This is a genomic window from Glycomyces arizonensis DSM 44726, assembly GCF_000482705.1.
Classification (GTDB): domain Bacteria; phylum Actinomycetota; class Actinomycetes; order Mycobacteriales; family Micromonosporaceae; genus Glycomyces; species Glycomyces arizonensis.
In genome coordinates this window covers 349,379-372,373 of the sequence record NZ_AXWO01000003.1, presented here as the reverse complement: position 1 = coordinate 372,373, position 22,995 = coordinate 349,379, and the positions used below count along the sequence as shown (strand labels likewise).

General features: G+C 70.9%; 25 protein-coding genes. 9 read left to right on the top strand and 16 right to left on the bottom strand.

From position 1 onward, the window contains the following. Positions 1–137 precede the first annotated feature (137 nt). Together H613_RS24695 and H613_RS24690 are read left to right on the top strand one after the other, a co-directional pair. Positions 138–1,151, top strand: a complete 1,014-nt coding sequence (locus H613_RS24695; RefSeq protein ID WP_051393002.1) for a phosphotransferase enzyme family protein — start codon at positions 138–140, stop codon at positions 1,149–1,151. A gap of 43 nt (positions 1,152–1,194) precedes the next feature. Further along, on the top strand, positions 1,195–2,283 hold the full coding sequence (locus tag H613_RS24690) for a C45 family autoproteolytic acyltransferase/hydrolase (protein WP_169731956.1): 1,089 nt from the start codon (positions 1,195–1,197) through the stop codon (positions 2,281–2,283). On the opposite strand, the gene H613_RS0106060 is transcribed toward H613_RS24690, so the two are convergent. The 9 genes from H613_RS0106060 to H613_RS0106020 all read right to left on the bottom strand — a co-directional run bounded on the left by H613_RS0106060 (position 2,273) and on the right by H613_RS0106020 (position 10,434). After that, a complete protein-coding gene (locus H613_RS0106060) occupies positions 2,273–3,085 on the bottom strand; it encodes a TrmH family RNA methyltransferase (RefSeq protein WP_156925848.1) in 813 nt (270 codons plus the stop codon). The genes H613_RS24690 and H613_RS0106060 overlap by 11 nt on opposite strands. Positions 3,086–3,142: 57 nt before the next feature. Beyond that, positions 3,143–4,177, bottom strand: a complete 1,035-nt coding sequence (locus H613_RS24685) for an SPFH domain-containing protein (RefSeq protein ID WP_051393000.1) — start codon at positions 4,175–4,177, stop codon at positions 3,143–3,145. 47 nt (positions 4,178–4,224) lie between these two features. After that, positions 4,225–4,659, bottom strand: a complete 435-nt coding sequence (locus tag H613_RS24680) for an NfeD family protein (protein ID WP_211234715.1) — start codon at positions 4,657–4,659, stop codon at positions 4,225–4,227. Positions 4,660–4,757: 98 nt separating this feature from the next. Continuing rightward, a complete protein-coding gene (locus H613_RS0106045) occupies positions 4,758–5,795 on the bottom strand; it encodes a ferrochelatase (protein ID WP_026923116.1) in 1,038 nt (345 codons plus the stop codon). Between the two features lie 9 nt (positions 5,796–5,804). Then, positions 5,805–6,587 carry an enoyl-ACP reductase FabI gene (gene fabI / locus H613_RS0106040; protein WP_026923115.1) on the bottom strand — a complete coding sequence of 261 codons (783 nt, stop codon included), beginning with the start codon at positions 6,585–6,587 and terminating at the stop codon, positions 5,805–5,807. Between the two features lie 75 nt (positions 6,588–6,662). Beyond that, positions 6,663–7,367 (bottom strand): beta-ketoacyl-ACP reductase, encoded by a 705-nt coding sequence (locus H613_RS0106035; RefSeq protein WP_026923114.1) that lies wholly within the window; start codon positions 7,365–7,367, stop codon positions 6,663–6,665. Between the two features lie 141 nt (positions 7,368–7,508). After that, positions 7,509–8,459 (bottom strand): VWA domain-containing protein, encoded by a 951-nt coding sequence (locus H613_RS0106030; protein ID WP_026923113.1) that lies wholly within the window; start codon positions 8,457–8,459, stop codon positions 7,509–7,511. An 18-nt stretch (positions 8,460–8,477) separates the two neighbouring features. Further along, positions 8,478–9,362, bottom strand: a complete 885-nt coding sequence (locus H613_RS0106025) for a DUF58 domain-containing protein (RefSeq protein WP_245598483.1) — start codon at positions 9,360–9,362, stop codon at positions 8,478–8,480. A 13-nt stretch (positions 9,363–9,375) separates the two neighbouring features. Next, complete coding sequence (locus tag H613_RS0106020; RefSeq protein ID WP_026923111.1) at positions 9,376–10,434, bottom strand: AAA family ATPase; 1,059 nt, start codon at positions 10,432–10,434, stop codon at positions 9,376–9,378. A 417-nt stretch (positions 10,435–10,851) separates the two neighbouring features. Here H613_RS0106020 and H613_RS29850 point away from each other — a divergent pair, with 417 nt between their 5' ends. The 4 genes from H613_RS29850 to H613_RS24675 are packed head-to-tail and all read left to right on the top strand — an operon-like array spanning position 10,852 to position 13,647. After that, on the top strand, positions 10,852–11,460 hold the full coding sequence (locus tag H613_RS29850) for a dienelactone hydrolase family protein (RefSeq protein ID WP_026923110.1): 609 nt from the start codon (positions 10,852–10,854) through the stop codon (positions 11,458–11,460). Between the two features lie 25 nt (positions 11,461–11,485). After that, the gene (locus H613_RS0106010; RefSeq protein ID WP_026923109.1) at positions 11,486–11,689 is read left to right on the top strand and encodes a hypothetical protein; all 204 of its coding nucleotides are present in this window, start codon (positions 11,486–11,488) and stop codon (positions 11,687–11,689) included. Positions 11,690–11,692: 3 nt separating this feature from the next. Then, a complete protein-coding gene (locus H613_RS0106005; protein WP_026923108.1) occupies positions 11,693–12,196 on the top strand; it encodes a PH domain-containing protein in 504 nt (167 codons plus the stop codon). Beyond that, entirely contained in the window at positions 12,193–13,647 is a 1,455-nt protein-coding gene (locus tag H613_RS24675) for a PH domain-containing protein (RefSeq protein ID WP_156925847.1), read from the top strand. Before H613_RS0106005 ends, H613_RS24675 begins: the two co-directional genes overlap by 4 nt. On the opposite strand, the gene hisG is transcribed toward H613_RS24675, so the two are convergent. Both hisG and H613_RS0105990 read right to left on the bottom strand, forming a co-directional pair. After that, positions 13,644–14,489, bottom strand: a complete 846-nt coding sequence (gene hisG / locus H613_RS0105995; RefSeq protein WP_026923107.1) for an ATP phosphoribosyltransferase — start codon at positions 14,487–14,489, stop codon at positions 13,644–13,646. The two genes, H613_RS24675 and hisG, sit on opposite strands and share 4 nt — an antisense overlap. 31 nt (positions 14,490–14,520) lie before the next feature. Further along, on the bottom strand, positions 14,521–14,784 hold the full coding sequence (locus tag H613_RS0105990; RefSeq protein WP_026923106.1) for a phosphoribosyl-ATP diphosphatase: 264 nt from the start codon (positions 14,782–14,784) through the stop codon (positions 14,521–14,523). Positions 14,785–15,033: 249 nt separating this feature from the next. Here H613_RS0105990 and H613_RS0105985 point away from each other — a divergent pair, with 249 nt between their 5' ends. Continuing rightward, complete coding sequence (locus H613_RS0105985; protein WP_026923105.1) at positions 15,034–15,738, top strand: GH12 family glycosyl hydrolase domain-containing protein; 705 nt, start codon at positions 15,034–15,036, stop codon at positions 15,736–15,738. A gap of 22 nt (positions 15,739–15,760) precedes the next feature. Here H613_RS0105985 and H613_RS31640 read toward each other — a convergent pair whose 3' ends face one another. After that, positions 15,761–16,564 (bottom strand): TetR/AcrR family transcriptional regulator, encoded by an 804-nt coding sequence (locus tag H613_RS31640; RefSeq protein ID WP_035736342.1) that lies wholly within the window; start codon positions 16,562–16,564, stop codon positions 15,761–15,763. 111 nt (positions 16,565–16,675) lie between these two features. Here H613_RS31640 and H613_RS0105975 point away from each other — a divergent pair, with 111 nt between their 5' ends. Then, entirely contained in the window at positions 16,676–17,590 is a 915-nt protein-coding gene (locus tag H613_RS0105975) for an NmrA/HSCARG family protein (protein ID WP_026923104.1), read from the top strand. A 76-nt stretch (positions 17,591–17,666) separates the two neighbouring features. On the opposite strand, the gene H613_RS0105970 is transcribed toward H613_RS0105975, so the two are convergent. After that, the gene (locus H613_RS0105970; RefSeq protein WP_035736335.1) at positions 17,667–18,113 is read right to left on the bottom strand and encodes an SgcJ/EcaC family oxidoreductase; all 447 of its coding nucleotides are present in this window, start codon (positions 18,111–18,113) and stop codon (positions 17,667–17,669) included. 89 nt (positions 18,114–18,202) lie between these two features. On the opposite strand from H613_RS0105970, the gene H613_RS0105965 reads away from it, so the two are divergent. Continuing rightward, a complete protein-coding gene (locus H613_RS0105965; protein ID WP_245598482.1) occupies positions 18,203–18,664 on the top strand; it encodes a MarR family winged helix-turn-helix transcriptional regulator in 462 nt (153 codons plus the stop codon). A gap of 66 nt (positions 18,665–18,730) precedes the next feature. Here H613_RS0105965 and H613_RS0105960 read toward each other — a convergent pair whose 3' ends face one another. From H613_RS0105960 to ribH, 3 genes are all read right to left on the bottom strand, one after another. After that, on the bottom strand, positions 18,731–20,884 hold the full coding sequence (locus tag H613_RS0105960; protein ID WP_026923101.1) for an amylo-alpha-1,6-glucosidase: 2,154 nt from the start codon (positions 20,882–20,884) through the stop codon (positions 18,731–18,733). After that, positions 20,881–22,074, bottom strand: coding sequence for a glycosyltransferase family 4 protein (locus H613_RS24665; protein WP_245598492.1), 1,194 nt, complete (start codon positions 22,072–22,074; stop codon positions 20,881–20,883). The genes H613_RS0105960 and H613_RS24665 overlap by 4 nt, the downstream gene beginning before the upstream one ends. Before the next feature lie 449 nt (positions 22,075–22,523). Further along, positions 22,524–22,994, bottom strand: coding sequence for a 6,7-dimethyl-8-ribityllumazine synthase (gene ribH / locus H613_RS0105950; protein WP_026923100.1), 471 nt, complete (start codon positions 22,992–22,994; stop codon positions 22,524–22,526). Between the last annotated feature and the right edge of the window lies 1 nt (position 22,995).

The following is a 22,995-nucleotide window of genomic DNA, read 5'->3' as shown; positions in this document are numbered from 1 at the left end:
TGGAGTTTGTTTTGCCTGCCAGTGAGATGTTTCGACCTCCCCGGCGCGCGAGATGAAACTTTACACGACGGCCGCGGCCGCTGTCGCAGGGGGGTTCGCGGTCCGTTCGTCGGGCGCGGGGCGGTTACGCTTATGCCATGACCGTGACCGCGCCTCGACTCCCTGACGCGGCGCTGACACATTGGGACCTCGGCCAGATCTACCGGATGCAGCGTGTCCAGACCGGTCTGATGAACCGGAGCTGGCGCGTCGATGCCTCATCGGGGTCGTACCTGCTGAAGTTGTTCCGGGATGTCACTGGGGCTGAGCTCCAGTTTCAGTTCCATGTGCTGCAGACGCTGGGCGCCTCGGGGGTGCCGGTGGTGCTGCCGACGCCGAGCCGGGCCGGGATGTCGACCATTCTGTTGGAGGGCGAGGAGTTCGGGGTCTTCCCGTGGGTCGGCGGCCGACACCGGTCCGGGCTGTCGATGTCGAAGGACTCGTGCCGGGAGCTCGGGTCGGTCATCGGACGGCTGCATCGCACGCTGCACACCGCCATTCCGGCAGACCGGCCTCCCAAGGTCGAGGCTCCGCCGACGACGGAGGCCGCGCTGCAGAAGGTCGACCGGCTGCTCGATCTGGTGGCGGCGGGGCGCGGGGACAAGACCGGGTTCGAGGCCACCGCCGAGCAGACGCTTCGCTTGAAGCGGGGGCTGCTGGTCCGGTTGGGTGATCGTCGTCCTCCTGACATGGCGCCGCAGTACGTCGGCTATACGCACGGAGACCTGCACCCGCACAACGTGCTCCACGCTCCGAACGATGCGGTCTCGGCGATTCTGGACTGGGACCGGTTGACGGTCGCCTCCTATGCGCGGGAGATGGCCCGGGCTGCCGTGTTCTATTTCACGTACGGCGACGAGCGGGGCCTGGACTGCGATCGGATCCGGGCCTTCGCCGGAGGTTACCGATCGGTGTTCGACGTGGGAGAACCGGAGATCGGGCTCGCCACGCATCAGTTGTGGTGGGATCGGCTGACCGACAACTGGGTCATCGAGTGGCATTACGTGCGTCACAACTCCGCCTGTGATCATCTGCTTCCCGGTCAGACGGGGCTGGTCAAGTGGTGGACCGTGCATTATTCGCAGGTCGAACAGGCGCTCATGGGCCGCTGAATCGCGAGTGACATCCAGTGTCGCTTCTGCCACAATGGGTGCCATGAGTGAACTTCCCCTCCTTCATCTCCAAGGCAGTCCGTATCGCCAAGGCGTGCAGCACGGTCGGCAGCTGAAGGACCAGATCGCGAACAACATCGAGGTCTACCGCTCCCGGATGCTCACCTCGGGGCTCAAGGAGGATCAGCTCGCCGAGCGCTCGCAGCGCTACCTCGGGCAGTTCACCGGGAAGGACGCCGCCTACCGGGCGATCATGGACGGCATCGCGGAGGGCTCGGGCCAGGCGCTGCTCGACATCGCGCTGCTCAATGCGAGGTATGAGCTGCTCTACAGCGCTTGGAGCGAGTTCGGGAAGCCGACCGCTGAGAGTATTCGCAGTGAGTGCACGTCGTTCGGAGGGCGGGACGCCTTCGAGGGCGGTGGGGTGCAGCTCGGGCAGAACTGGGACTGGTTCACCGGCATCGAGGGCGCGCTCCTGCAGTGGAAGAGCGGCGAGACGACGGTGCTCGGCTTCACCGAGGCCGGCGTCGCGGGCGCGAAGATCGGCCTCAACAGCGCCGGTATCGGGTTGTGCGTCAACGGCCTGGGGGCGAGCGCGGATGACTGGAAGGCCGATTCCGTGCCGTTCCATCTGCGGACGTGGCGGATCCTCCAGTCCACGAGTTTCGAGCAGGCCGTCGGGTACGCGGTGGCGCCGCGGCCCGCGTGTTCGGCGAACTTCTTCGTCGGGAGCGTCGACGGCGGCGTGGCGACGGTCGAGACCTCGCCGCTCGGCTCGCGCGTGATCTACCAGGACACGGCGGAGCCCTTGGTGCACGCCAACCACTTCCGGACCCCCGAGGCGCTCGGGGTGCACCAGAGCTGGCTCGAGTCCGGGCGGGTCTCCACCTACCACCGGTGCGAGCGCATGGAGACGCTGCTGGACGCCCCGGTGTCCGCCGAGGACCTGCACGCGGCCATGCGCGACCACGAGGGCGGGGCGATCGCGATCTGCCGCCACCCGGTCGAGACCGATCCGGCCGAACTCCAGACGCACACCGCGCTGGCGGCCCACCTGGAGCTCGACGCGGGCCGCTTCAACTACACGTGGGGCCCGCCCTGCGAGTCCGAGTTCACGACCGTCAGTCTCTAGGCTCCGCCTGCGAGAGCTCCCAGCAGGCCACCGAGGTCGCCGCGGCGACATTGAGCGAGTCGACGCCCGCGTGCATCGGGATGACGGCGGTGCGGTCGCACGCGGCCAGCGCCGCGGCCGTCAGGCCGGGCCCTTCGGCGCCGAACATCAGGGCCGGGCGCTCCCGGTCGGCGGCGCTGATGCGGCGCAGGTCGACCGCGCCCGCGGAGGGGCTGAGCCCGATGAGGGTGAACCCGGCGTGCTTGAGGTCTTTGAGGCCGTCGGGCCACGGGTCGAGGTAGGTGTAGGGGATCGCGAAGACCTCCCCCATGCTCACGCGCACGCTGCGCCGGTACAGCGGGTCGGCGCAGTCGGGAGCGAGGAGGACGCCGTCGAAGCCGAGCCCGGCCACGACGCGGAAGATCGCGCCGATGTTGGTGTGGTTGTTCATCCCTTCGAGGACGACGAGGCGCCGTGCGTCTTCGAGGATCCGCGCGGGGGCGGGCAGGGCCTTGCGGTGGAAGGACGCCAGGGCGCCGCGGTGGACGTGGAAGCCGGTGACCGACTCCAGGACCTCCGGTCCGGCCGTGTAGCACGGCGCCCCTTCGGCGAGGCCGGCGAGCTGGTCGGCGCGCTTGGCGTCGATGAGCATGGAGCGCATCCGGTACCCGGCGCGCAGCGCCCGGGAGACGACCTGCCTGCCTTCGGCGATGAACAGCCCGTGAGGCTGCTCGAAGCGGGTGCGCAGGGCCAGGTCGGTCAGGGCGCGGTAGTCGCCGAGCCGCTCGTCGTCGGGGTCGTCGATCGGGATCGTGTCGGGCACCCCTCGATTACAGCAAAAGGCGCCCCGGACCGAGCGGTCCGGGGCGCCTCCTTGTCGCTATTCGGGCGGCGGGGGCAGCTCGTTGGCCGCCTTCCGGCCTTCGCCGACGTCCTTGACCTCGCTGGCGGCCTGCTGCGCGGCCTCCAGGGCCTGGGCCGCGGACTCGTCGAGTTCCAGGGCGCTGGTGTCGACCTCGATGTCCTCGTCCTCGTCGCTGGGCGCTTCGACGCCGCCGAAGGCGTTGCCGATGCTGCCGAGGGTCCTGGTGAGCTCGGCCGGGATGACCCACACCTTGTTGGCGTCGCCGGAGGCGATCTGCGGCAGGGTCTGGAGGTACTGGTAGGTCAGGAGCCGGTCGGTGGGCTTGGCGTTGTGGATGGCCGCGAAGACGGTCTGGATGGCCTTGGCCTGGCCGTCGGCGCGGAGCACCTCGGAGTCGCGCTCGCCCTTGGCGCGCAGGACGGCGGACTGCTGATCGCCCTCGGCCATGAGGATCGCGGCGCGCTTGGTGCCCTCGGCGTTGAGGATCGCGGCGCGCCGGTCGCGCTCGGCCCGCATCTGCTTCTCCATGGCGTCGCGGATGCTCATCGGCGGCTCGATGGAGCGCAGCTCGACGCGGGTGACCTTGAGGCCCCACTTGTCGGTGGCCTTGTCGAGCTCGGTGGCCAGGCGGGAGTTGATCTCCTCGCGGCTGGTGAGGGTCTGCTCCAGGTCCATCGCGCCGACGACGTTGCGCAGCGTGGTGGTCGTCAGCTGCTCGACACCGGCGAGGTAGTCGTCGATGTTGTAGACCGCGGCGGTGGGCTGGGTGATGATGTAGTACAGCACGGTGTCGATCTGGACGCCGAGGTTGTCCTCGGTGATGACCGGCTGCGGCGGGAAGTTGACGACGCGTTCGCGCAGGTCGACCTTGGCGCGGACGGAGTCGATGAAGGGCACGAGCAGTCGCGGGCCGGGTTCGAGCGTGCGGCGGTACTTGCCGAGACGCTCGATGATGTAGTTCCACTGCTGGGGGACGATCCTGAGCGATCGCGCGAGCACGATGACCAGGAATACCACCACGATGAGCAGGAGTATGCCGAGCGGGTCCATGGTTGAGTTCTGCCTCCAGTGTTCGCCGGTCTAGTACGGGCTTCCTGTTATGTCTGTCGCCAGACGATGACGGTGGCTCCTTTGATTTCTACCACTGTCACGCGATCGCCGGGTTCCAGCACCTCATCGGGCTCCAGGGGGTAGGCGGTCCAGTTGTCGCCGGAGATCTCGACCAGGCCGCCGCTGGAGTCGACCTTCTCGAGGACGAGGGCCTCTTTGCCCTGGAGGGCGCGCGTGCCCATGGGCTGGCTGTCGCCGCTGGAGTCGAGGGCCTGCTTGAGGAAGGGGCGCAGGCCCCAGATCGAGGCGGCCGAGCCCGCGGCGAAGAGGACGGCCTGGATCCACAGCGGGGCGCCGACCGCGGCGCCGATGGCGGCCAGGACGGCGCCTCCGGCGACCATGGCGAGCACGAGGGTGCCGGTGAACAGTTCGGCCACGCCGAGGATCACTGCGACGATGATCCAGATGAATGCGGGTTCCACGCTTATAAGCATGTCACGAGTCACATTCCGGCGAAGACCCGGTTACGCGTACCTCAGTGGACGATGAGCCCGGGCGGCGCGGCCGCCCGGGCTCGTGACTAGCGTCGGTGCTTCTCGGGCGCCGGGGGACGGCGGGCGGGGCAGCAGCCCTCGACCATCGGGTCCCACACCGGCAGCTTGCCCAGGCGCCGCACGGGCGCCCCCGCGACCCGCTCGGCGACCAGGTCGCGGAACATGCCGACCAGGTCGGCGCCGATCTCGGGCGTCCCGGCCCGCAGGTAGCGCAGGCCCAGGCCCGCGGCGGTCTCGGCGGCCTCGTTGTCGAGGTCCCACAGCACCTCGATGTGGTCCGAGAGGAAGCCGACGGGGCTGACCACGACGGTGTCGACGCCCTCGGCGGCGAGGACCTTGAAGTGGTCGTTGATGTCGGGCTCCAGCCACGGCATCGCGGGCGGGCCCGAGCGGGACTGCCACACCACGTCGAACGGCCCGGTCCACCCGGCATGCTCGGCGACGAGCGCGGCGGCCTCGGCGACCTGGTCGGAGTAGCGGGCCCCGGCGGGGCCGGAGCAGTCCTCCATGGTCGCGGGGATCGAGTGGGCGGTGAAGACCACGCGGGTGGCCGACTGGTCGGCGATCTGGTCAAGACTGCCGCGCAGCTGCTTCGCGAACCCGCCGACGAAGCCGGGGTGGTCGAAGAAGTGGCGGACCTTGTCGATGACCGGGGCCGATTCGCCGACGGCGGCGCGGGCGGCGTTGATGTCCTCGACGTACTGGCGGCACGAGGAGTACGAGCCGTAGGCGCTGGTGCACACGGCCAGCGCGCGGCGCACCCCGTCGGCGGTCATCTGGGTGACCGCGTCGACCAGCATCGGCGGCCAGTTGCGGTTGCCCCAGTAGATCGGCAGGTCGATGCCGCCGGCGCGGAATTCGGCGCGGAGGGCGTCGATGACCTCGCGGCACCACTGGTTGATCGGCGAGATGCCGCCGAAGTGGTGGTAGTGCTCGGCTACCGCTTCGAGGCGCTCCTCGGGGATGCCGCGGCCGCGGGTGACGTTGCGCAGGAACGGCAGGACGTCGGCCGGTCCTTCGGGCCCGCCGAAGGAGACCAGGATGACTGCGTCGTATTCAGGCATGGGTCGCCGTCAGCTCTCGGTGCGCTCGACTCCGACGGCGTGGAAGCCGCCGTCGACGTGGACGATCTCGCCCGACGTCGCGGGGAACAGGTCGGACAGGAGGACCGCGCAGGCCTTGGCGACCGGCTCGGAGTCGGTCAGGGACCAGCCGAGCGGGGCGCGCCTGGTCCAGGCCTCCTCGAAGGCCTCGAAGCCGGGGATGGACTTGGCGGCCATGGTGCGCTGCGGTCCGGCCGAGACGAGGTTGACTCGGATGCCCTTGGGGCCCAGGTCGCGGGCGAGGTAGCGGTTGGCGGACTCGAGGCCGGCCTTGGCGACGCCCATCCAGTCGTAGACCGGCCAGGCCTGGGTGGCGTCGAAGGTGAGGCCGAGGACCGCGCCGCCCTCGCCCATCAGCGGCAGGCAGGCGACGGCCAGGGACTTGTAGGAGAAGGCCGAGACCTGGAGGGCCTGGGCGACGTCCTCCCACGGGGTGTTCAGGAAGTTCCCGCCGAGCGCCGAGGGCGGCGCGTAGGCGATGGAGTGGAGGACGCCGTCGATGCCGTCGACGTGCTCGCGGACCTTCCCGGCGAGGGCGTCGAGCTGCTCGGGGTCGGTCACGTCGAGCTCGATGACGGGCGCGGGCTTCGGCAGCTTCTTGGCGATCCGCTCGACCAGGGACATGCGCCCGAAGCCGGTGAGGACGACTTCGGCCCCCTGCTCCTGGGCGTACTTGGCCACCCCGAACCCGAGGGACTGCTCGGTGATGACACCGGTGATGAGCAGTCGTTTGCCGTCCAAGATTCCAGACATCAAGTTCCTCCGTGGAAAACTATTGCACTTGTTCGAGTGTGGGGCGCGGCGTCAAGGGCGCGGTGTGGCCGGGGTCTAGTGGCCCATGCCCAGACCGCCGTCGACGGGGATGACCGCGCCGTTGACGTATCCCGCGTCGTCGCCCGCGAGCCAGGCGACCGTCCCGGCGACCTCCTCGGGCGCGGCGAAGCGCCGCGCGGGGATCGCGTCGAGGTAGGATTTCCGCTGGTCATCGGGCAGTTTCGCGGTCATGTCGGTCTCGACGAAGCCGGGGGCGACGACGTTCGCGGTGATGTTCCGGCTGCCGAGTTCGCGGGTGATGGACCGCGCGAGGCCGACCAGGCCGGCCTTGGAGGCGGCGTAGTTGGTCTGCCCGGCGTTGCCGTAGAGGCCGGTGACCGAGGAGATGAAGATCATGCGGCCGAACTTGGCGCGGAGCATCTTGCCGGAGGCGCGCTTGGCGACGCGCCAGGCGCCGGCGAGGTTGGTGTCGACGACGCTGCCGAACTGCTCCTCGCTCATGCGCAGGATGAGGGTGTCGTCGGTGATGCCGGCGTTGGCGACGAGGATCTCGACGGGGCCGAACTCGTTCTCGACCGCGGTGAAGGCCGCGTCGACCGAGTCGGCGTCGGTGATGTCGCACTGGACGCCGAACAGGCCGTCTGGGGCGCCGGAGCCGCGGTGGGTGACGGCGACGTTGTCGCCGCGCTTCGCGAACGCCTGGGCGATAGCGAGACCGATCCCGCGATTGCCTCCGGTGACGAGGACGGTGCGCGCCATTGTTCGAACTCCCTCAGGATCTTGGTATGAAGCCACGGACGATCGTAGCGACGGCGCCGATCGGCGGCGAAGCGGCCTTCACGCACCGTGTGCCGCTTGGCACAGTCCGGCTGGTAGTCGGCGCCGCCGCGGCGCGGTCGGTCAGGGGACGCGCGAGGTCCAGGCGAGGCTGAGTCCGGCGGCGGTGAACAGCAGCACGAGCGCGATGCCGATGAACCACTGCGAGATGTCCTCGGCGATGGTGCGGTAGCCCAGCGAGGAGCCCATGTCCTCGTAGACCTCGCGCAGCTCCTCGACGGAGGCGGCCTCGTAGTAGGTGCCGCCGGTCTCCTCGGCGAGGCCGGACAGGGCCTCGCGGTCGACGGGGACGGCGACGAGCTGCTCTTCGAGTTCGATGACGCCCTCGTCGGTGCCGAAGGCGACCGTGGAGACGGGCACCTCGGCCGCGGCGGCGGCGTCGGCGGCCTCGCCGACGCTGCGCCCGGCGGTGCGGTAGCCGTCGGAGAGCAGCAGGATGCGGGCGGGCGCGAGCTCGCCGGAGCCGTCGTTGAGGACCTGCTGGACGGCTTGGAGGGAGGCGAAGACGGCGTCGCCGGTGGCGGTGGCCTCGGCCAGGTTCAGGCCGCGGATGGCGGTGGTGAGCTGGGCGCGGTCCTTGGTGGGGGGCACCACGACCGAGGCGTATCCGGCGAAGGAGACCAGGCCGACGTTGTACTGCGCGGGCAGCTCCTCGACGAAGTCGACGGCGGCGGTCTTGGCGGCGTCGATCCGCGTCGGGTCCACGTCGGTGGACATCATGGACAGCGAGACGTCGATGGCGAGGATGACCGTGGCCCGCTCCTGCGGTTCTTCGACGTCGACGGCGGGGCGGGTCATGCCGCCGACCAGGACGGCGAGCGCGATGACCATGAGCCCGGCGGGGAGGTGGCGCCGCCAGCCGGGGAGCTTGGGGACGAGTTTGGCCAGCAGCGCGGTGTTGGCGAAGCGCACGGCGGTCCGCTGCCTTGCGAACTGCGCCCAGACGTAGACGCCGGCGAGCGCGGCCACCGCAATGAGCGCCAAGAGCCATGCCGGTTCGAGCAGGCGGATCAACGGGTCTCCTTCGGATGTCTAGCGGTAGGCGGCGAGGTGGCGGCGCTCGGCGACGAACGCGGCGATGTCGCGCAGCCAGTCGGCGCCGGTGGACAGGCGCAGGTGCGCCGCGCCGGCGCCGCGGATGCCGGCGGCGATGCGGGCGCGCTGCTCGGCTGCGGCGGCCTCGTAGCGGGCGCGGAAGCGGGCGCCCGCGGTCTGGACCTCGACGTGGTCGCCGGTCTCGGGGTCGATGAGGTCGAGGACGCCGACGTCGGGGAGCCGCAGTTCGGCGGGGTCGACGACCTCGACGCACAGCACCTGCTGGCGCACGCTCAGGCGGCGCAGCTCGCGGGGCCAGTCGCCCTCGTCGATGAAATCTGATATGACGATGGCCATGCCGCGCCGCCGCGTGTGGCGGCGGGTGGTGTCGAGCAGTTCGGGCAGGTTGCCCGGGCCGGTGCCCCTGGGGAGTTCGGTGACCGCGCGCAGCAGCGAGCGCGATCCGGCGCGCCCGGGCCGAGGCGGGATGGCCTTGGACCGGCCGCCTTCGGTGACGACGGCGCCGACGCGGTTGCCGCCCCTCCCGGCGAGGTAGGAGAAGGCCGCGACGGCGTTGACCGCGAGGTCGCGTTTGAGCATGTTCACGGTGCCGAAGTCGAGGCTGGGCGAGAGGTCGACGGCGAGCCAGGCCTCGAGTTCGCGGTCGGCGACGGTGGTGCGGACGTGCGGGACGGTGGTGCGGGCGGTGACGGGCCAGTCGATGTGTCGCACGTCGTCGCCGGGCCGGTACTCCCGTGCCTCGCCGGGTTCGGAGCCGGGCCCGGGCAGCAGGCCGAGGTAGTCGCCGTGGAGCAGGCCGTCGAGCCGGCGCGTGATGAGCAGCTGCAGCCGGTCGAGGGTGCGCAGGTCGGCGGCGTTCACAGGGGCCACCGCTCTACCAGGCTCCGGGCCGCTGCGGGCTCGGCGTGGGGCGCGGCGCCGCGTCCTGGCGCGGGGTGACGGTGGGGGCGGGGACGGCGGCGAGGAGCTGGCCGACGATCTGGTCGGTGGCGATGCCGTCGGCCATGGCGTCGTAGGACAGGACGAGTCGGTGGCGCAGGACTTCGGGCGCGATGTCGTCGAGGTCCTGCGGCAGGGCGTAGTCGCGGCCGCGCAGCAGCGCGATGGCGCGGGTGGCGCGGATGAGGCCGAGCGAGGCGCGGGGGCTGGCGCCGTACTGGATGTGGCGGGCGAGGCCGCCGAGCCCGGCGGCGGTGGGATTGCGGGTGGCCATGACGATCCGCACGGCGTAGTCGACCAGGGCGTTGTGGATGAAGACGCTGTCGGCGGCCCGCTGGAGGCGGAGGATGTCGTCGGCGTCGAGGACCCGGTCGGGGGTGGGGATGTCGACGCCCATGCGGAAGACGATCTCGCGTTCCTCGGCGTCGGTGGGGTAGCCGACGTTGATCTTGAACAGGAAGCGGTCGCGCTGGGCCTCGGGCAGCGGGTAGACGCCCTCCTGCTCGATGGGGTTCTGGGTGGCCATGACCAGGAACGGCTTGGGGAGGCGGTGGGTCTCGCCGCCGATGGAGATGTGCTGCTCGGCCATGACCTCGAGCATCGCGGACTGGACCTTGGCGGGGGCGCGGTTGATCTCGTCGGCGAGCACGAAGTTGGTGTAGACCGGGCCGAGCTCGACGTCGAAGGCCTCCGAGGACTGGCGGTAGATGCGGGTGCCGATGATGTCGGAGGGCACCAGGTCGGGGGTGAACTGGATGCGCTGGAACTCGGCGCCGACGACCCTGGCCATGGTCTCGACGGCGAGGGTCTTGGCGACGCCGGGGACGCCTTCGATGAGGCAGTGGCCGCGGGCGAGCAGCGCGGCGAACATCCGCTCGACCAGCGCGTCCTGGCCGACGATGACCTTCTTGATCTCGAACAGCGCCTTCTCGAGCAAGGCGGCGTTCTCCGCCGGCGTCAGACGGTCCGAACGGTCGGCGTCGGGTGATCCCATGGACTCCTGCTCCCTGCTGCTTCGGTCTGGTGCTGTCGATACTAATTCGCCCGTACGAGGATCGTGAGCGTGGCGGAGGATCGCGACGCGCCGCCGCGATCGGCGCCCTGGCGCGACACGCCGGCCCGCTTTGAGTCGGCTATCCGACACTTGCCGGGGGTGGCGTTGGGCCGCTTCAGGATCGCAGACTGTCGTAAGGCGATAGCGTGCGGACCGTCGCGGTTGGAAACGCGTTTTGCCCCCGCAAGTGACACGCCGCGCCGATTCAATCCGTTGCTGCAATATGTCGGAGCGCTATGCTGTGAGCAAGCCGCACGGCTTCCCCCGTGGCCGTGCGGCTCCCTCTTCTCCCCCGCGCCGCGGCACCGCATCGTTCGGTGCCCGCCTCCGGGGCCGCACGGAACTAGAATTCACCTCATGGCTCGTCGTCGACAGGCCCTCCTCCTCCCCGGCCGCAACTACGGGGTGCAGGGGCCGCTGCTGATGTTCGCCCACGTCGCCCTCCAGTCGCGGGGCGCCCACATCTACCCGGTGGAGTGGCAGCGCCCCGAGCGGCTCACCGCCGATGCGCAGACCATGGTCGACGGCGTGTGCGACCAGGTCGAGGCCGCGCTCGACCGCGCCCACAACGATGACCCCACCCGCCAGCCCACCACCACCCGAACCGGAGTGAACGCTGATCCTCCGTTGCTGGTCGGCAAGTCGCTCGGCAGCGCCGCGGCCGTCCTGGCCGCCCACCACGGGCTCCCGGCGATCTGGTTCACGCCGCTGCTCCAGGACTACCCGATCGTGCAGGCGCTGCGCCGCGCCACCGCCCCGTACCTGCTCATCGGCGGCACCGCCGACCCGGCGTGGAACTCCGCGCTCGCGCGCGAGCTGCCCGGCGAGGTCTGCGAGATCGCCGGCGCCGACCACGGCATGTTCGTGCCCGGCCGACCGCTCGTCGAGTCGGCGTACGCGCTGGCCGACATCGTCGGGGCCGTTGAGACGTTCATCGACACGGCCGTGTGGCCCCGTCGCGGCTGAGTCCCCTGTGACGCACAATCGTGGCGTGAGCCAGAACGCCGAGACGCCCGTCTGCTCCTCGCGGGGCTGCCGCCGCACCGCCGCCTGGATGCTCCAGTGGCGCAACCCGCGGCTGCACAGCGCCGACCGCGTCAAGCGGTGGGCCGCCTGCGAGGAGCACCTGGAACCGCTCAGAGACTTCCTCACCTCCCGCGGGTTCCCGTGCGAGACGGTGAAGTTGGATGATTGAACCATGAACGCTCACGCGCAGGTCTGGGACCGGTGGCCGACCGAACTCGACTGGAGGCCGATGGCGCCGCAGCTGCGGACGGTCCGGCTGCTCGGCATGGGCGGCCGGATGCTGCTCCTCCTCGCCGCCGCGCTCATCCCGCTGACGGTCCTGCTCGGCCTCGACGGGCTGTGGATCGCCCTCGGCGCCGTCGCGGTTCTGGCCGCGGTGCGGGCGGTGGTCATCGCGCGGGCCGTCCGCGCCTGGGGCTACGCCGAACGCGAGCAGGACCTGCTGGTGCGGCACGGCATCCTGTTCCGGCAGCTGAGCATCGTGCCGTACGGGCGCATCCAGCTGGTGGACCTCAAGGCCGGGCCGATCGAGCGCACGTTCGGCCTGACGACGGTGGAGATCCGCACCGCCGCACCGGGCACCGTCACCGAAGTCCCGGGGCTCGATCCGGGCGCGGCCTCGGAGCTGCGGGACCGGCTCGCCGCCCGCGCGGCCGAGGTGCGGGAGGGCCTGTGAGCGGCCCGGCCGATCCCGCCCCTGAGGCGGCCGGGACCGATCAGCGGCCCGCCCCGCCGATGGCCCCCGCGCCGATCGGCCCGCCCCCGCCGCCACCGATCGAATCGCTGCCGCGGCGGCGCCTGCACCCGCTGACGCCGCTGCTGGAGAGCTTCCGGTTCTTCGCGGCGGTCGCCGCCGCCGTCGGGTTGCAGGTGTTCACCTCCCGCAACTTCCTCTTCGCCGTCTTCGCGGCCGCGGTGGCGGCGATCGGCGGCGGCATCGTGAGCCTCATCTCGATCCAGTACCGCGGCTTCCTCATCCACGGCACCGACCTGCACATCTTCGCGGGCGTGCTCAGCCGGAGCCATCGCACGGTGCCGCTGGACCGGTTGCAGTCCGTCGACGTGGTGCGCCCGATCCAGGCGCGGGTCTTCGGCCTCGCGCAGCTCCGCATCGAGATCGCCGGGTCGGACGGGGCGAACGACCGCCTGTCCTACCTCAAGCACGACCAGGCGCTCGCGCTCCGATCCGAGCTGCTGGCGGTCGCCGGGCGCGCCCCCGAACCGACCGCCGCGGCCGATGAGGGACAGGCGGCCCCGGCACCGGAGACGACGCCGCTGGTCCCCACTGTGCCGGTCGCGCGGCTCGCCTACGCTTCATTCCTCCGGTGGCTGCCGGTGCAGGTGGTGGTGCTCCTCGTCGTCGGGATCGCCTTCGGCGTCAGCAGCTACTTCTTCGGTGCGGGCGCCGTCGCGAACACGCTGTGGGTGGGCTTGATCGCGCCGGCTCTGGTGGGCTACCTCCAGAGCACCTTCCGCACCGTGAACTCCTTCCTGCGCCACTGCCGCTTCCGCCTGGCCGAGTCCGAGCGGCGGTTCCTCATCGAGCGGGGCCTGACCGACCGCGTCCACGAGACCGTGCCGCTCGATCGGGTGACCACCGTCAGCGTGTCCGAGCCGCTGCTGTGGCGGTTCAAGCGGTGGCGGTCGGTGGAGGCCTCGACCGCGTCCGCCGCCCAGGAGAGCCCGAACCAGAGCGCCGCCGTCTCCTCGCTCCTGCCGGTCGGCGACCTCGAACAGGTCGGACTCGTGGCGTCGACGGCGCTGCCTGGCGTGCCGTGGGACCGGATCGAAATCGAGCGCCCGCCGCGGCGGGTCCGCTGGCGGATGCCCCTCCAGTGGGGGCGCAGCGGCGCCGCGCTCGACGAGCACGCGTTCCTCGTGCGCGGCGGGTTCATGGTCAACCGCGTCTTGGCCGTGCCCTACGCGCGGATCCAGTGGGTCAAGGTCGTCCAGGGCCCGATCCAGCGCCGCCAGGGCGTGGCGACGGTCACGGCCATGACGGCGGGGAGCGCGGGGCGCCACGCCGTGGCGCCCCACCGGGACGCGGCCGAGGCCGTGGCGATGGCCGCCGAGCTGCGCGAGCGGGCCGACGCGGCGGCCGCCGCGGAGCAACCCAGGCTCAGTTAGAGGCGGCAGGCATCGATGTCGGAGGCCAGGATCCCGCGGGCACCCAGTTCGTAGAGCGCGTCCATGACCCGGTGCAGGTCGGCGCGCTCGGTCATCGACTGGACGGCCACCCAGCCCTCCCGATGCAGCGGCGAGACCGTCGGCGACTCGATGCCGGGGGTGAGCTCGACGGCCTTCTCGAGCAGTTCGGCGCGCACGTCGTAGGCGAGCATGACGTAGGAGCGGGCCACCAGCACGCCGCGCAGGCGGCGCAGGAGCTGCTCGACTCCGGCGGCGTCGCCGTTGCCGCTCTTGCGGATGAGGATGGCCTCGGAGCGCATGATCGGCTCGCCGAAGACGGCCAGTCCCGCCTGCTTGAGGGTGGTGCCGGTCTCGACGACGTCGGCGATCGCGTCGGCCACACCCAGGGCGATGGCGTTCTCGACGGCACCGGCGAGCTTGATGATCTCGGCTTCGATCCCGTGCACGGCGAGGTTGCGGCGCACCACGCCCGGGTAGGACGTGGCGATGCGGCGGCCGTCGAGCCCGGCGGTGGAGTCGACGGTGCCCGGGCGCGCGGCGTAGTGGAACGTCGAGCGGCCGAAGCCGAGGGCGAGGACCTCGTCGATCTCGGCGCCGGAGTCGACGGCCAGGTCGCGGCCGGTGATGCCGAGGTCGAGGTCGCCGGAGGCGACGTAGGTGGCGATGTCGCCGGGGCGCAGGTAGAAGAACTCGACCTCGTTGGCGTCGTCGAGGACTTGGAGGTCGCGGGTGGAGCGGCGCTGGCGGTAGCCCGCCTCGGCGAGCATGTCGATGGCGCCTTGGGACAGCGAGCCCTTGTTGGGCACGGCGATGCGGAGCATGTGATCGGGCCTTTCGGAGATGTGCCGCCGGCTAGAGGTGCTTGTAGACGTCGTCGAGGGCGATGCCCTTGGCGATCATCATGACCTGCAGGTGGTAGAGCAGCTGGGAGATCTCCTCTGCGGCGGCGTCGTCCGATTCGTGCTCGGCGGCCATCCAGACCTCGGCGGCTTCTTCCACGATCTTCTTGCCGATGGCATGGACGCCCGCGTCGAGGGCGGCGACGGTTCCCGAGCCCTCGGGGCGGGTGAGTGCTTTCTCGGCGAGTTCGGCGTAGAGCTGCTCGAAGGTCTTCACGGCAGGGAATTCTACGTGCCTTCCCGCTCGGTCGCGACGCCGATACGCGCGGGTGCCGCCAGGCGGGACGGTCGGAGCGGCGGAGCGCGCCGGAAACGGCCGCCGACACGGGGGCGGGATCGAGGATTCGCTTCCCGTGCTGGTCGGGGCGGGGCAGGCTGGACATTAATTTGGTCGTGTGGTCTAATTAATCAATCGACATTTGTAAATGTCGTCGATAACAGGAACAACCGAGAAAGGCAGCACTCCATGCGACGCAGGTCTCTCCTCACGACCGCCCTGGCCGCCCCGCTCGCCGCCGCGGCCGCCGTCGGCGGCCTCCAGGCCCCGGCGCAGGCCGCCACGTGGTCCTCCTCGGACCGATGGGCCCAGTGGCAGTCGGGCCCCTACACGCTCTACAACAACATCTGGGGCTCCGGCGCCGGGTACCAGTCCATCTGGGCCAACTCCCCGAGCAACTGGGGCGTGTGGGCCGACCACCCGAACACCGGCGGCATCAAGTCCTACCCGAACGTGTCCTACACCCTCGGCCGCAACGTCTGGAGCATGGGCAGCGTCTCCAGCTCCCACAACGTCACCGTCCCGAGCGGCTCGGGCCTGGCCTACAACACCGCCTACGACGTGTGGGGCAACGGCCACGAGCACGAGATCATGATCTGGACCAACTGGTACGGCCCCGTCGGCCCGATCGGCGGCCAGGTCGCCAGCGTCAACCTCGGCGGGCGCAACTGGGACTTCCACAAGGGCAGCAACGGCTCCAACGCCGTCTACAGCTTCCTGGCGCACACGCACACCACGAACTCGTGGGTGGACATCACCGCCATGTGCCAGTGGCTGGTCAGCAGCGGCCACATGCCCGAGGTGCGCATCGACCAGATCCAGTTCGGCTGGGAGATCACCTCCTCGGCGGGCGGGCACGACTTCCGCGTCAACAGCTACTCGCTGTCGGTCTGACGGTTCGGACCGGACGCGGCCCTCACGGCCCTGCGGGCGCGGCCGCGGGGGCCGCGGCCTTGCGCTTCTCTCGGAAGGCCCTCTGGCGGCAGGCCGCCGAGCAGTACTTGGGCGGGCGGCCGGTCCCGGCGGCGGCGATGGGGCCGCCGCAGGCGCGGCAGCGGTGGGCGGTTTCGTTACCATTGGTCGCCGTAGTTTCGTTACGATCCTCAGAGACGAGCGACGTTTCGTTACGAGACTCGGAGTTTCGTTGCCCCTGCGGGCGCAGGGCGCCCCACATGATCTCGGCCAGGTGCCCCGCGCGCTCGGAAGAGTTGAGCACCTGGGCCATGGCCACGTAGCCCAGCATCATGGCCCGCGCGTCCTCGGCTCCCAGATCGCCCCTGATAGCGCCCGCACGCTGCGCTTCCTTCAGCATGAGGGCCAGCGGCGAGTCGACCCTGCACCCGCCTTCGCCGGTCCGCAGCGGCTGGTGCCAGTCGCCCCGCGAGGCCAGCGCCTCGCAGATGGCCCGGTTGGCGAAGGCGTGATCGGCCACGTGCCGCAGGAACGCGAAGAACGCCTCCCCGGGCGGGAGCTCGGCCCGCACCCTGCGGCCCCACTCCGTGAGCTGCTCGGTCCGGCGGTCGAGCACGGTCGCCATCAAGGCGTCCTTGGTGGGGAAATGCCGGTAGACCGTCCCGGCGCCGACGCCCGCGGCGGTGGCGATCTCCCCCAGGGTCACCGCCGTACCGCGCTCGGCGAACAGCCGGTCGGCCACTTCCAGGACGCGTTGCCGGTTGCGCTGGGCGTCAGCGCGTTCGGCTCGCTGCACCGCGTCGGCCACGGACGGTCCCCTCTCATGCGTCGAACTTAAACGGGTGTAGTGTTCCGCTTCAGGAAGCGGGTCGCAATTTCCGATACTATCCGGCGGCCCTCGAAACGGAAAGGAACTGCCATGACACCCAACGACCGCCTCATCCTGGTCACCGGCGCCACCGGGCGGCAGGGCGGTGCCGTCGCCTCCCGGCTGCTGGCCGACGGCTGGAGAGTCCGCGCACTCACCCGCGACGCCGAGAGCGAGCGCGCGAAGGCGCTGGCCGATACCGGGATCGAGGTCGTGACCGGCGACCTCGACGACCGCGACTCGCTCGACGCGGCCGCCACGGGGGCCTGGGGCGTCTTCAGCGTCCACCCGGGCGGCTATGAAGGCGGCCCCTACGGCCACGACGGCGACCATGAGGTCCGCACCGCCGCCAAGCTCGGCGCCGCGTCCAAGGCCGCGGGGGTGGCGCACGTCGTGCACTCCTCGTCGGTCGGCGCCGGCAGTCCGATGGTGTCGAAGATCCCCATGCTGCGGCTCAAGGCGGCCGCCGAGGAGGCGTGGCGCGAGACGGGGCTGTCGCTGACCGTCCTGCGCCCGACGGCGTTCATGGAGAATACGTTCGACTCCCCGCGCGAGCTCCAGGGCGGCAGGCTGGTCACGGCCCTGTGGGCCGACACGCCCGAGCAGCTCATCGCGGCGGACGACATCGGCGTGTTCGCCGCGCTGGCCTTCGAAGACCCCGAGCGGCACCGCGGCGAGGCGTATGCGCTGGCCGGGGACGAGATGACGCAGGCCGAAAAGGCCGCGCTCATCAGTCGGGTGACCGGCCGGGAGGTGCCCTACGTGGCGATCCCGATCGAGCGGCTGCGCGAGGTCAGCCCGTCGTCGGCCGAGACGCTCACCGCGATCAACGAGAACCCGATGCGACTCGACATCGAACCGCTGCGAGCAATCCACCCCGGTCTGCTCGGCTTCGAGGAGTGGATGCGGGGCATCGGCAAGCCGCTGGTCGACGCCTACTTCGCGCGCGTCGACGCCTCGGCCTGAACGGGCCGTCCCGGTCGGGCACTAGGGATGGTGTGGGCCAGGCCGAGACGGTGTCCGGCCTCGTTCCACCCCACCCCTAGTGCCCAGCCGGGACGGTCTCGGGGGCGAACTTGAAGGAGATCTTCTCCATGAGGGCCTTGCGCTTGGTGTTCTGGAACGCCGCGATCTTCCAGCCGCCTTCCTCGCGCACGACGGTGTAGGTCTGGACCTTGCTCATCTTCTCGGCCGCGGGGCGAGCCTCGCCCTTGTAGATCTCGCCGCGGGTGTTGACCACCGCCGCATCGGCACCGTAGAAGCGGACGTCGAGGATCTCGTCGGCGAGGCGGGTGCCCTTGGTGAACTTCGCGAAGAGCGCCTCGTGCGAGCGGGCGATCTCCTCACGGCCCTGGTAGAGGGTGCCCACCCAAGTGGTGTAGCTGGCGTCGGCGGTGAAGTGCTCGGCGTAGGCGCGGGCGTCGCCGTCGCCCCAGGCCGCGGCGGTGGAGTGGATGAGGTCGGCGATCGCCTGAGTCTCGGTGTCCATGCGGGTGGTCTCCTGGTAGTTTGGACGACACAGAAGTTGTGTCAATTCATTATCTGCTTCAATGCAGATATTAACTATAGGAGGCTGCCGTGGAGTCGTCAAGGCCCGATCTGGCCGCGCTGGGCGAGGTCTACCCCCGCTACCTCAACGCGGTGGTCCTGCACGGCCTGGCGACGGCGCAGGCGCTCGGCATGGGCCCGACCGACCTGTACGCGATGGGCGCCCTCGCGCTCGAAGGGCGACTGACCTCGGGTGAGCTGGCGGTCAGGACGGGTCTGACGACGGGCGCCACCACCCGGCTCATCGACCGGCTCGAACAGCGCGGCCTGGTGCGCCGCGTGCTCGACCCCGAGGACCGGCGGCGGGTGCTGGTGGAGGCCGTCGAGTCCGACGGCGTCGACCTCGACGCGGCCCTGTCCCCCGCACGGCGGAACCTGGAGGCGATCTTCGCCTCCTTCGACCCCGACCAGATCGCGGTGCTCGCCGACTACTTCGCCCGCGCCGCTCCGGCCTTCCGGGCGGCCGTCGAGGAGATCCGCAAGGGCGAATGAGGTCGGCGGTGCCGCGTCCGGAGGGCCGCCGCGCGGCGGTCCCCGTCCAGGGCTCTTGAGCGGGCCCTAAGCGAGGCCGTGGGCGTTGTCCAGGGTCCAGTCCGAGGGCAGTCCCTGCACCTCGGCGCGGCGGCCTTCGGCGCTGATCTGGACCTTCGCCGAGCCGAGCCGCAGCTCGGACACGGCCAGGCGGCCCCAGCGCTCGGGAAGGTGCGGCGCCAGTCGCAGCGTGCGCCCCGGCACGTTCGGCTCCAGGCCGAGCGTCGACCGCACCAGGAGCAGCGGCGTGGCCGCGGCCCAGGCCTGTGGCGAGCACGACGACGGGTACGGCAGCGGCGGCGAGAACTGGTCGCGGTCGAAGCCGCAGAACAGCTCGGGCAGGCGGTCGCCGAACGCGGTCGCGGCGTCGAGCAGGCCGCCCAGGAGCCGGTGCGCGAGCTTGACGGCGCCGGGCAGGTGGGCGTAGCGCAGCAGTCCGGCGGTGGCGATCGCCGTGTCGTGCGGCCAGACCGAGCCGTTGTGGTAGCTCATCGGGTTGTACGCCGTCATCGCCTTCGACATGGTCCGCAGCCCGTAGCCGGTGTCCATGTCCTCAGTGGACAGGTGTGCGATGAGCTCCTCGGCGTGCTCGTCGTCGGCGATGCCGGTCCACAGCGCGTGCGCGGCGTTGCTGGTGAGCGAGTCGACCGGGTGCTTGGCGCCGTCCAGCGCCAGGGCGTACCAGCCGCGGTCGGGCAGCCAGAACCGCTCGGCGAAGGCCTCGCGCAGCTGCTCGGCCCTGCTGCGGCAGTGCCGGGCGGTCTCGGGGTCCTCGAACGCGTCGGCCAGTTCGGCCCTCGCCTGCCAGGCGGCGTAGGCGTACCCCTGGACCTCGCACAGCGCGATCGGCGTGTTGCCGGGGCTGCCGTCGGCGAAGCTGATCGCGTCGAAGCTGTCCTTCCAGCCCTGGTTGAGCAGGCCCTGGTCGGTGGCCCGCTGGTATTCGATGAAGCCGTCGCCGTCGCGGTCGCCGTACTGCTCGATCCACTCCAGGGCCGCGTCGGCGGCCGGGAGCAGCCGCCGGACGGTCTCGGTGTCGGCGCCCCAGCGCCAGGCCTCGACCAGGAGCATCACGAACAGCGGCGTGGCGTCGACGCTGCCGTAGTAGTGGTTGCCGCCGAGCGCGTGCTTGCTCTCGGGGCCGAGCCGCAGCTCGTGGAGGATTCGCCCGGGCTCCTCATCGTTGCAGGGGTTCACCCGCCGGCCCTGCGTGGCGGCCAGGATCTCGAGTGTCCCCATCGCCAGACCGGCGTCGAGCGGCAGCGCCATCCAGGCGGTCAGGAGGCTGTCGCGGCCGAACAGGGTCATGAACCACGGCGCGCCCGCGGCCACGAACGGCGTGCCGGTGCGCTCGTCGGAGATCTGGAGCGCCCCCAGGTCGGTCTCGGTCTGGGCCAGCACCGCCGCCGTCGCCGCGTCGTCGACCTCGATGGGGGTGCTGCCCTGGCGCCAGGCCTCCATCTTGCGGGCCGCGGCGCTCGCGCCGACCTTCTCGCCGCGCTCGAAGCCGGGCGTGAGCTTCCGGCCGGCGACGACCGGCTCGGCCACGATCTCCGAGGTCCACCGCCCGTGCGGGCCCACCACGACGTTCCAGCTCAGCGCGCCGGGCGTGGCGTCGGGATCGGCCGTGGCGCTGATGCGCAGCTGGCGGCCGACGTCGGAGTGGGCGGTCAGCCACAGCTCCGCGCCGTTCGCGGCGCCGTCGGAACCGCCGGTCGAGACGCGGCCCTCCTTGACGGCGAACAGGTCGGCGAAGTCGGCGTCGATGAGGAGCGTGACCGCGCACGAGGTGGCCTCGCGTCCGAGGTTGCGGATGGTGATCGTCTCGCGCAGGCCGTCGCCGACGAGGCGCTCGCGGATCACCAGGACCGTGCTGTCGGCCTTGCCGGGCAGGGGCGGGCGGCGCAGCACGAACTTCCCGGCGAAGGCGTCCATGCCGAGCACGGTCAGCGGCTGCAGGCGGCGCCCGTCCAGATGCAGCTGCCAGCGCGAGAGCACGCGGGCGTCGCGCACGAACAGGCCCTGCGCCGCGCCGGGAGTGACGTCGCCGTTGCGGTCGGACAGGCAGAAGGTGGCCCCCTCCACGAGAGTGACCACCTCGGTGTTGCCCTGGGTCGGCACGGGCTCAGTCGTGTTGAACGCCTGAGGCCGTGCCGACCCGGAATCGCTGTTCAAGGTCATGCGGCTCCTGCCGAGCGCGGGCGGTCGGCGACTCGGTTGCTCAGCGGCGGGCGGCTCCCGCGGGCCACCGCCTGTCGTTCGCGGCCGTGGCGCCGGTCGAGACCGGTGTCCAGGTCGACGTAGCCGCGGCGCAGCCTCGGCTGGGTCTCGGCGGCTGCCTGCTTGTCGCGCAGGACGCGCCGGTAGACGTCCTCATAGGCCGTGCCGAGCCCGGAGATGTCGAAGTGCTCGGCGACGCGCCTGCGGCACTGCTCGGGACTGATGCGGTCGAGCCGGCGCAGCGCGTCGGCCAGTTCGGACGGATGGTCGCAGACGTACCCCGTGCTGCCGTCGACGACGACCTCGGGGACGGCGCCGCCACGGAGCGCGACCACCGGTGTACCGCATGCCATGGCTTCGATCATAACCATGCCGAACGGTTCTTCCCACTGCACCGGGAACAGCAGGCAGCGCGCTTCGGCGAACAGCCGCCGCTTGTCCTGGGAGTCGGCCTCACCGAAGACGATGTCCTCAGAGGTCAAGCGCGGCTTGACCTCACGCTCGAAGTAGTCCTTTTCGATCGCTTCGGCGCACTTGCCGGCGAGGATGAGCGGCATCCCGACGGCGTGCGCGGCCTCCAGGGCCAGGTGCGGCGCCTTGTTCGGGTGGAACCGGCCCAGGAACAGGCCGTAGCGTCCCTTGTCGCGCCGGAACGGGAAGGTCTCGGTGCTGATGGCGTTGTGCACCATCCCGGCCCAGTTGAGGCCGGGCGCGAGTTCGCGTTGCCGCTCGGAGATGGCGACGAGCTCGATCTCCTTGCCGACGGCCTGGTAGAACGTGTGCAGGTCCTCGTCGACGGGGCCGTGCATGGTCACCACCGTGGGCAGGCCCAGGGCTTCGTAGGCGATCGCGTTGAGCGGTCCGGCGCCGGTGTGCTCGTGGACGATGTCCAGGCCCGGTCCGGTGGCGAGTTCGCGAATGGCATTGCGGGCCAGCGCCGCCTGCAGGATCTCGGGCATCGGCTCGCCGAGCCGCTCCGGGATCGGGCGGGGCCAGACCGAGACGAGGTCGGCGTTGGTGCCGTTCTCGCCGACGCCGATGAGCGTCACGTGGTGGCCGCGCTTGATGAGCGCGTCGGTCAGGTCGGCCACGACGGACTCGACGCCGCCGTAGCCGCCGGGGGGAATCGAGAAGTACGGCGGCACGACCATCGCCACCCGCAGCGGCCGTCTGTCGGCCCCATCCGAGATCTGGTCTCCGGCGCCGAGCACCGCTCGTGCGCCCTCGTCGACCGTGAGCTCGCGAATGCCTGTGAACACAGCTTCCTCCCACCTGTGAGTCGTCTCTGCCGCCAGGCCGCTCATGAGTGGATTTCCGCTCGATCCATCCCCAAGATGGACTGACGCCGGCCTGGCCAGCACCCATGCACACAGGGTGATGATTTCACTACGACGTTAGGGCCAACTCTACAACCGTGCGACGCAGATCACACTTTTTCGGGGTTTCTGAGCAGCGCTTTCAGTGACGCCGGGTCGCAGTGGCGTCGAGCGATCGCAAGTGGGCGGAAGTGTCCGAAGTCGGTCGTGACCGACCCAAAGGCTTCGGTTCGACCACAACGCAAGGGGCGCTCGCAATGGCGAGCGCCCCTTGTCGCGTCGAGTCAGGACAGCGAGCGGACGGCCAGGGCCGCGCCGAGCGCGGCGATCACCGCCTCGTAGCCCTTGTCCTCGGTCGAGTCCCGGTACCCGGCCCTGGCGACGGCCTGATCGAGGTCGTCGACGGTCAGGACCCCCTGGGCCACCGGCGTCGACTCGTCGAGCGCCACACGCGTGAGCCCTTCGGTGACGGATTTGCACACGTATTCGAAATGGGCGGTGCCGCCGCGGATGACGACGCCGAGCGCGACCACCGCGTCGAAGCGCCTGGCGAGGGCCTGGGCGGCGATCGGCAGCTCGACCGCCCCGGCCACGCGCAGCACCACCGGCTCGGCGCACCCCGCGTCGGCCGCGGCCGTGCGGGCGCGCCCGAGCATCTGCTCGACCAGTTCGGCGTTCCAGTTCGTGGCGGCGATGCCGAGCGTCAGGCCCGAGGCGTCGGGGACGACGATCTCGGGGGCTCCGTGTCCGGCCATG

Coding starts and splice junctions, on each gene's coding strand:
- H613_RS24665 (WP_245598492.1), bottom strand. CDS start 22,074: ATGGTCGTGCCGCCGTACTTCTCGATTCCCCCCGGCGGCTACGGCGGC.
- H613_RS0106035 (WP_026923114.1), bottom strand. CDS start 7,367: ATGGCGCGCACCGTCCTCGTCACCGGAGGCAATCGCGGGATCGGTCTC.
- H613_RS0106020 (WP_026923111.1), bottom strand. CDS start 10,434: ATGGGATCACCCGACGCCGACCGTTCGGACCGTCTGACGCCGGCGGAG.
- H613_RS24685 (WP_051393000.1), bottom strand. CDS start 4,177: ATGGACCCGCTCGGCATACTCCTGCTCATCGTGGTGGTATTCCTGGTC.
- H613_RS0106005 (WP_026923108.1), top strand. CDS start 11,693: ATGAACGCTCACGCGCAGGTCTGGGACCGGTGGCCGACCGAACTCGAC.
- hisG (WP_026923107.1), bottom strand. CDS start 14,489: ATGCTCCGCATCGCCGTGCCCAACAAGGGCTCGCTGTCCCAAGGCGCC.
- H613_RS24690 (WP_169731956.1), top strand. CDS start 1,195: ATGAGTGAACTTCCCCTCCTTCATCTCCAAGGCAGTCCGTATCGCCAA.
- H613_RS24695 (WP_051393002.1), top strand. CDS start 138: ATGACCGTGACCGCGCCTCGACTCCCTGACGCGGCGCTGACACATTGG.
- H613_RS0105975 (WP_026923104.1), top strand. CDS start 16,676: ATGACACCCAACGACCGCCTCATCCTGGTCACCGGCGCCACCGGGCGG.
- H613_RS0105985 (WP_026923105.1), top strand. CDS start 15,034: ATGCGACGCAGGTCTCTCCTCACGACCGCCCTGGCCGCCCCGCTCGCC.
- H613_RS29850 (WP_026923110.1), top strand. CDS start 10,852: ATGGCTCGTCGTCGACAGGCCCTCCTCCTCCCCGGCCGCAACTACGGG.
- fabI (WP_026923115.1), bottom strand. CDS start 6,587: ATGTCTGGAATCTTGGACGGCAAACGACTGCTCATCACCGGTGTCATC.
- H613_RS0106045 (WP_026923116.1), bottom strand. CDS start 5,795: ATGCCTGAATACGACGCAGTCATCCTGGTCTCCTTCGGCGGGCCCGAA.
- H613_RS0105970 (WP_035736335.1), bottom strand. CDS start 18,113: ATGGACACCGAGACTCAGGCGATCGCCGACCTCATCCACTCCACCGCC.
- ribH (WP_026923100.1), bottom strand. CDS start 22,994: ATGGCCGGACACGGAGCCCCCGAGATCGTCGTCCCCGACGCCTCGGGC.
- H613_RS0105960 (WP_026923101.1), bottom strand. CDS start 20,884: ATGACCTTGAACAGCGATTCCGGGTCGGCACGGCCTCAGGCGTTCAAC.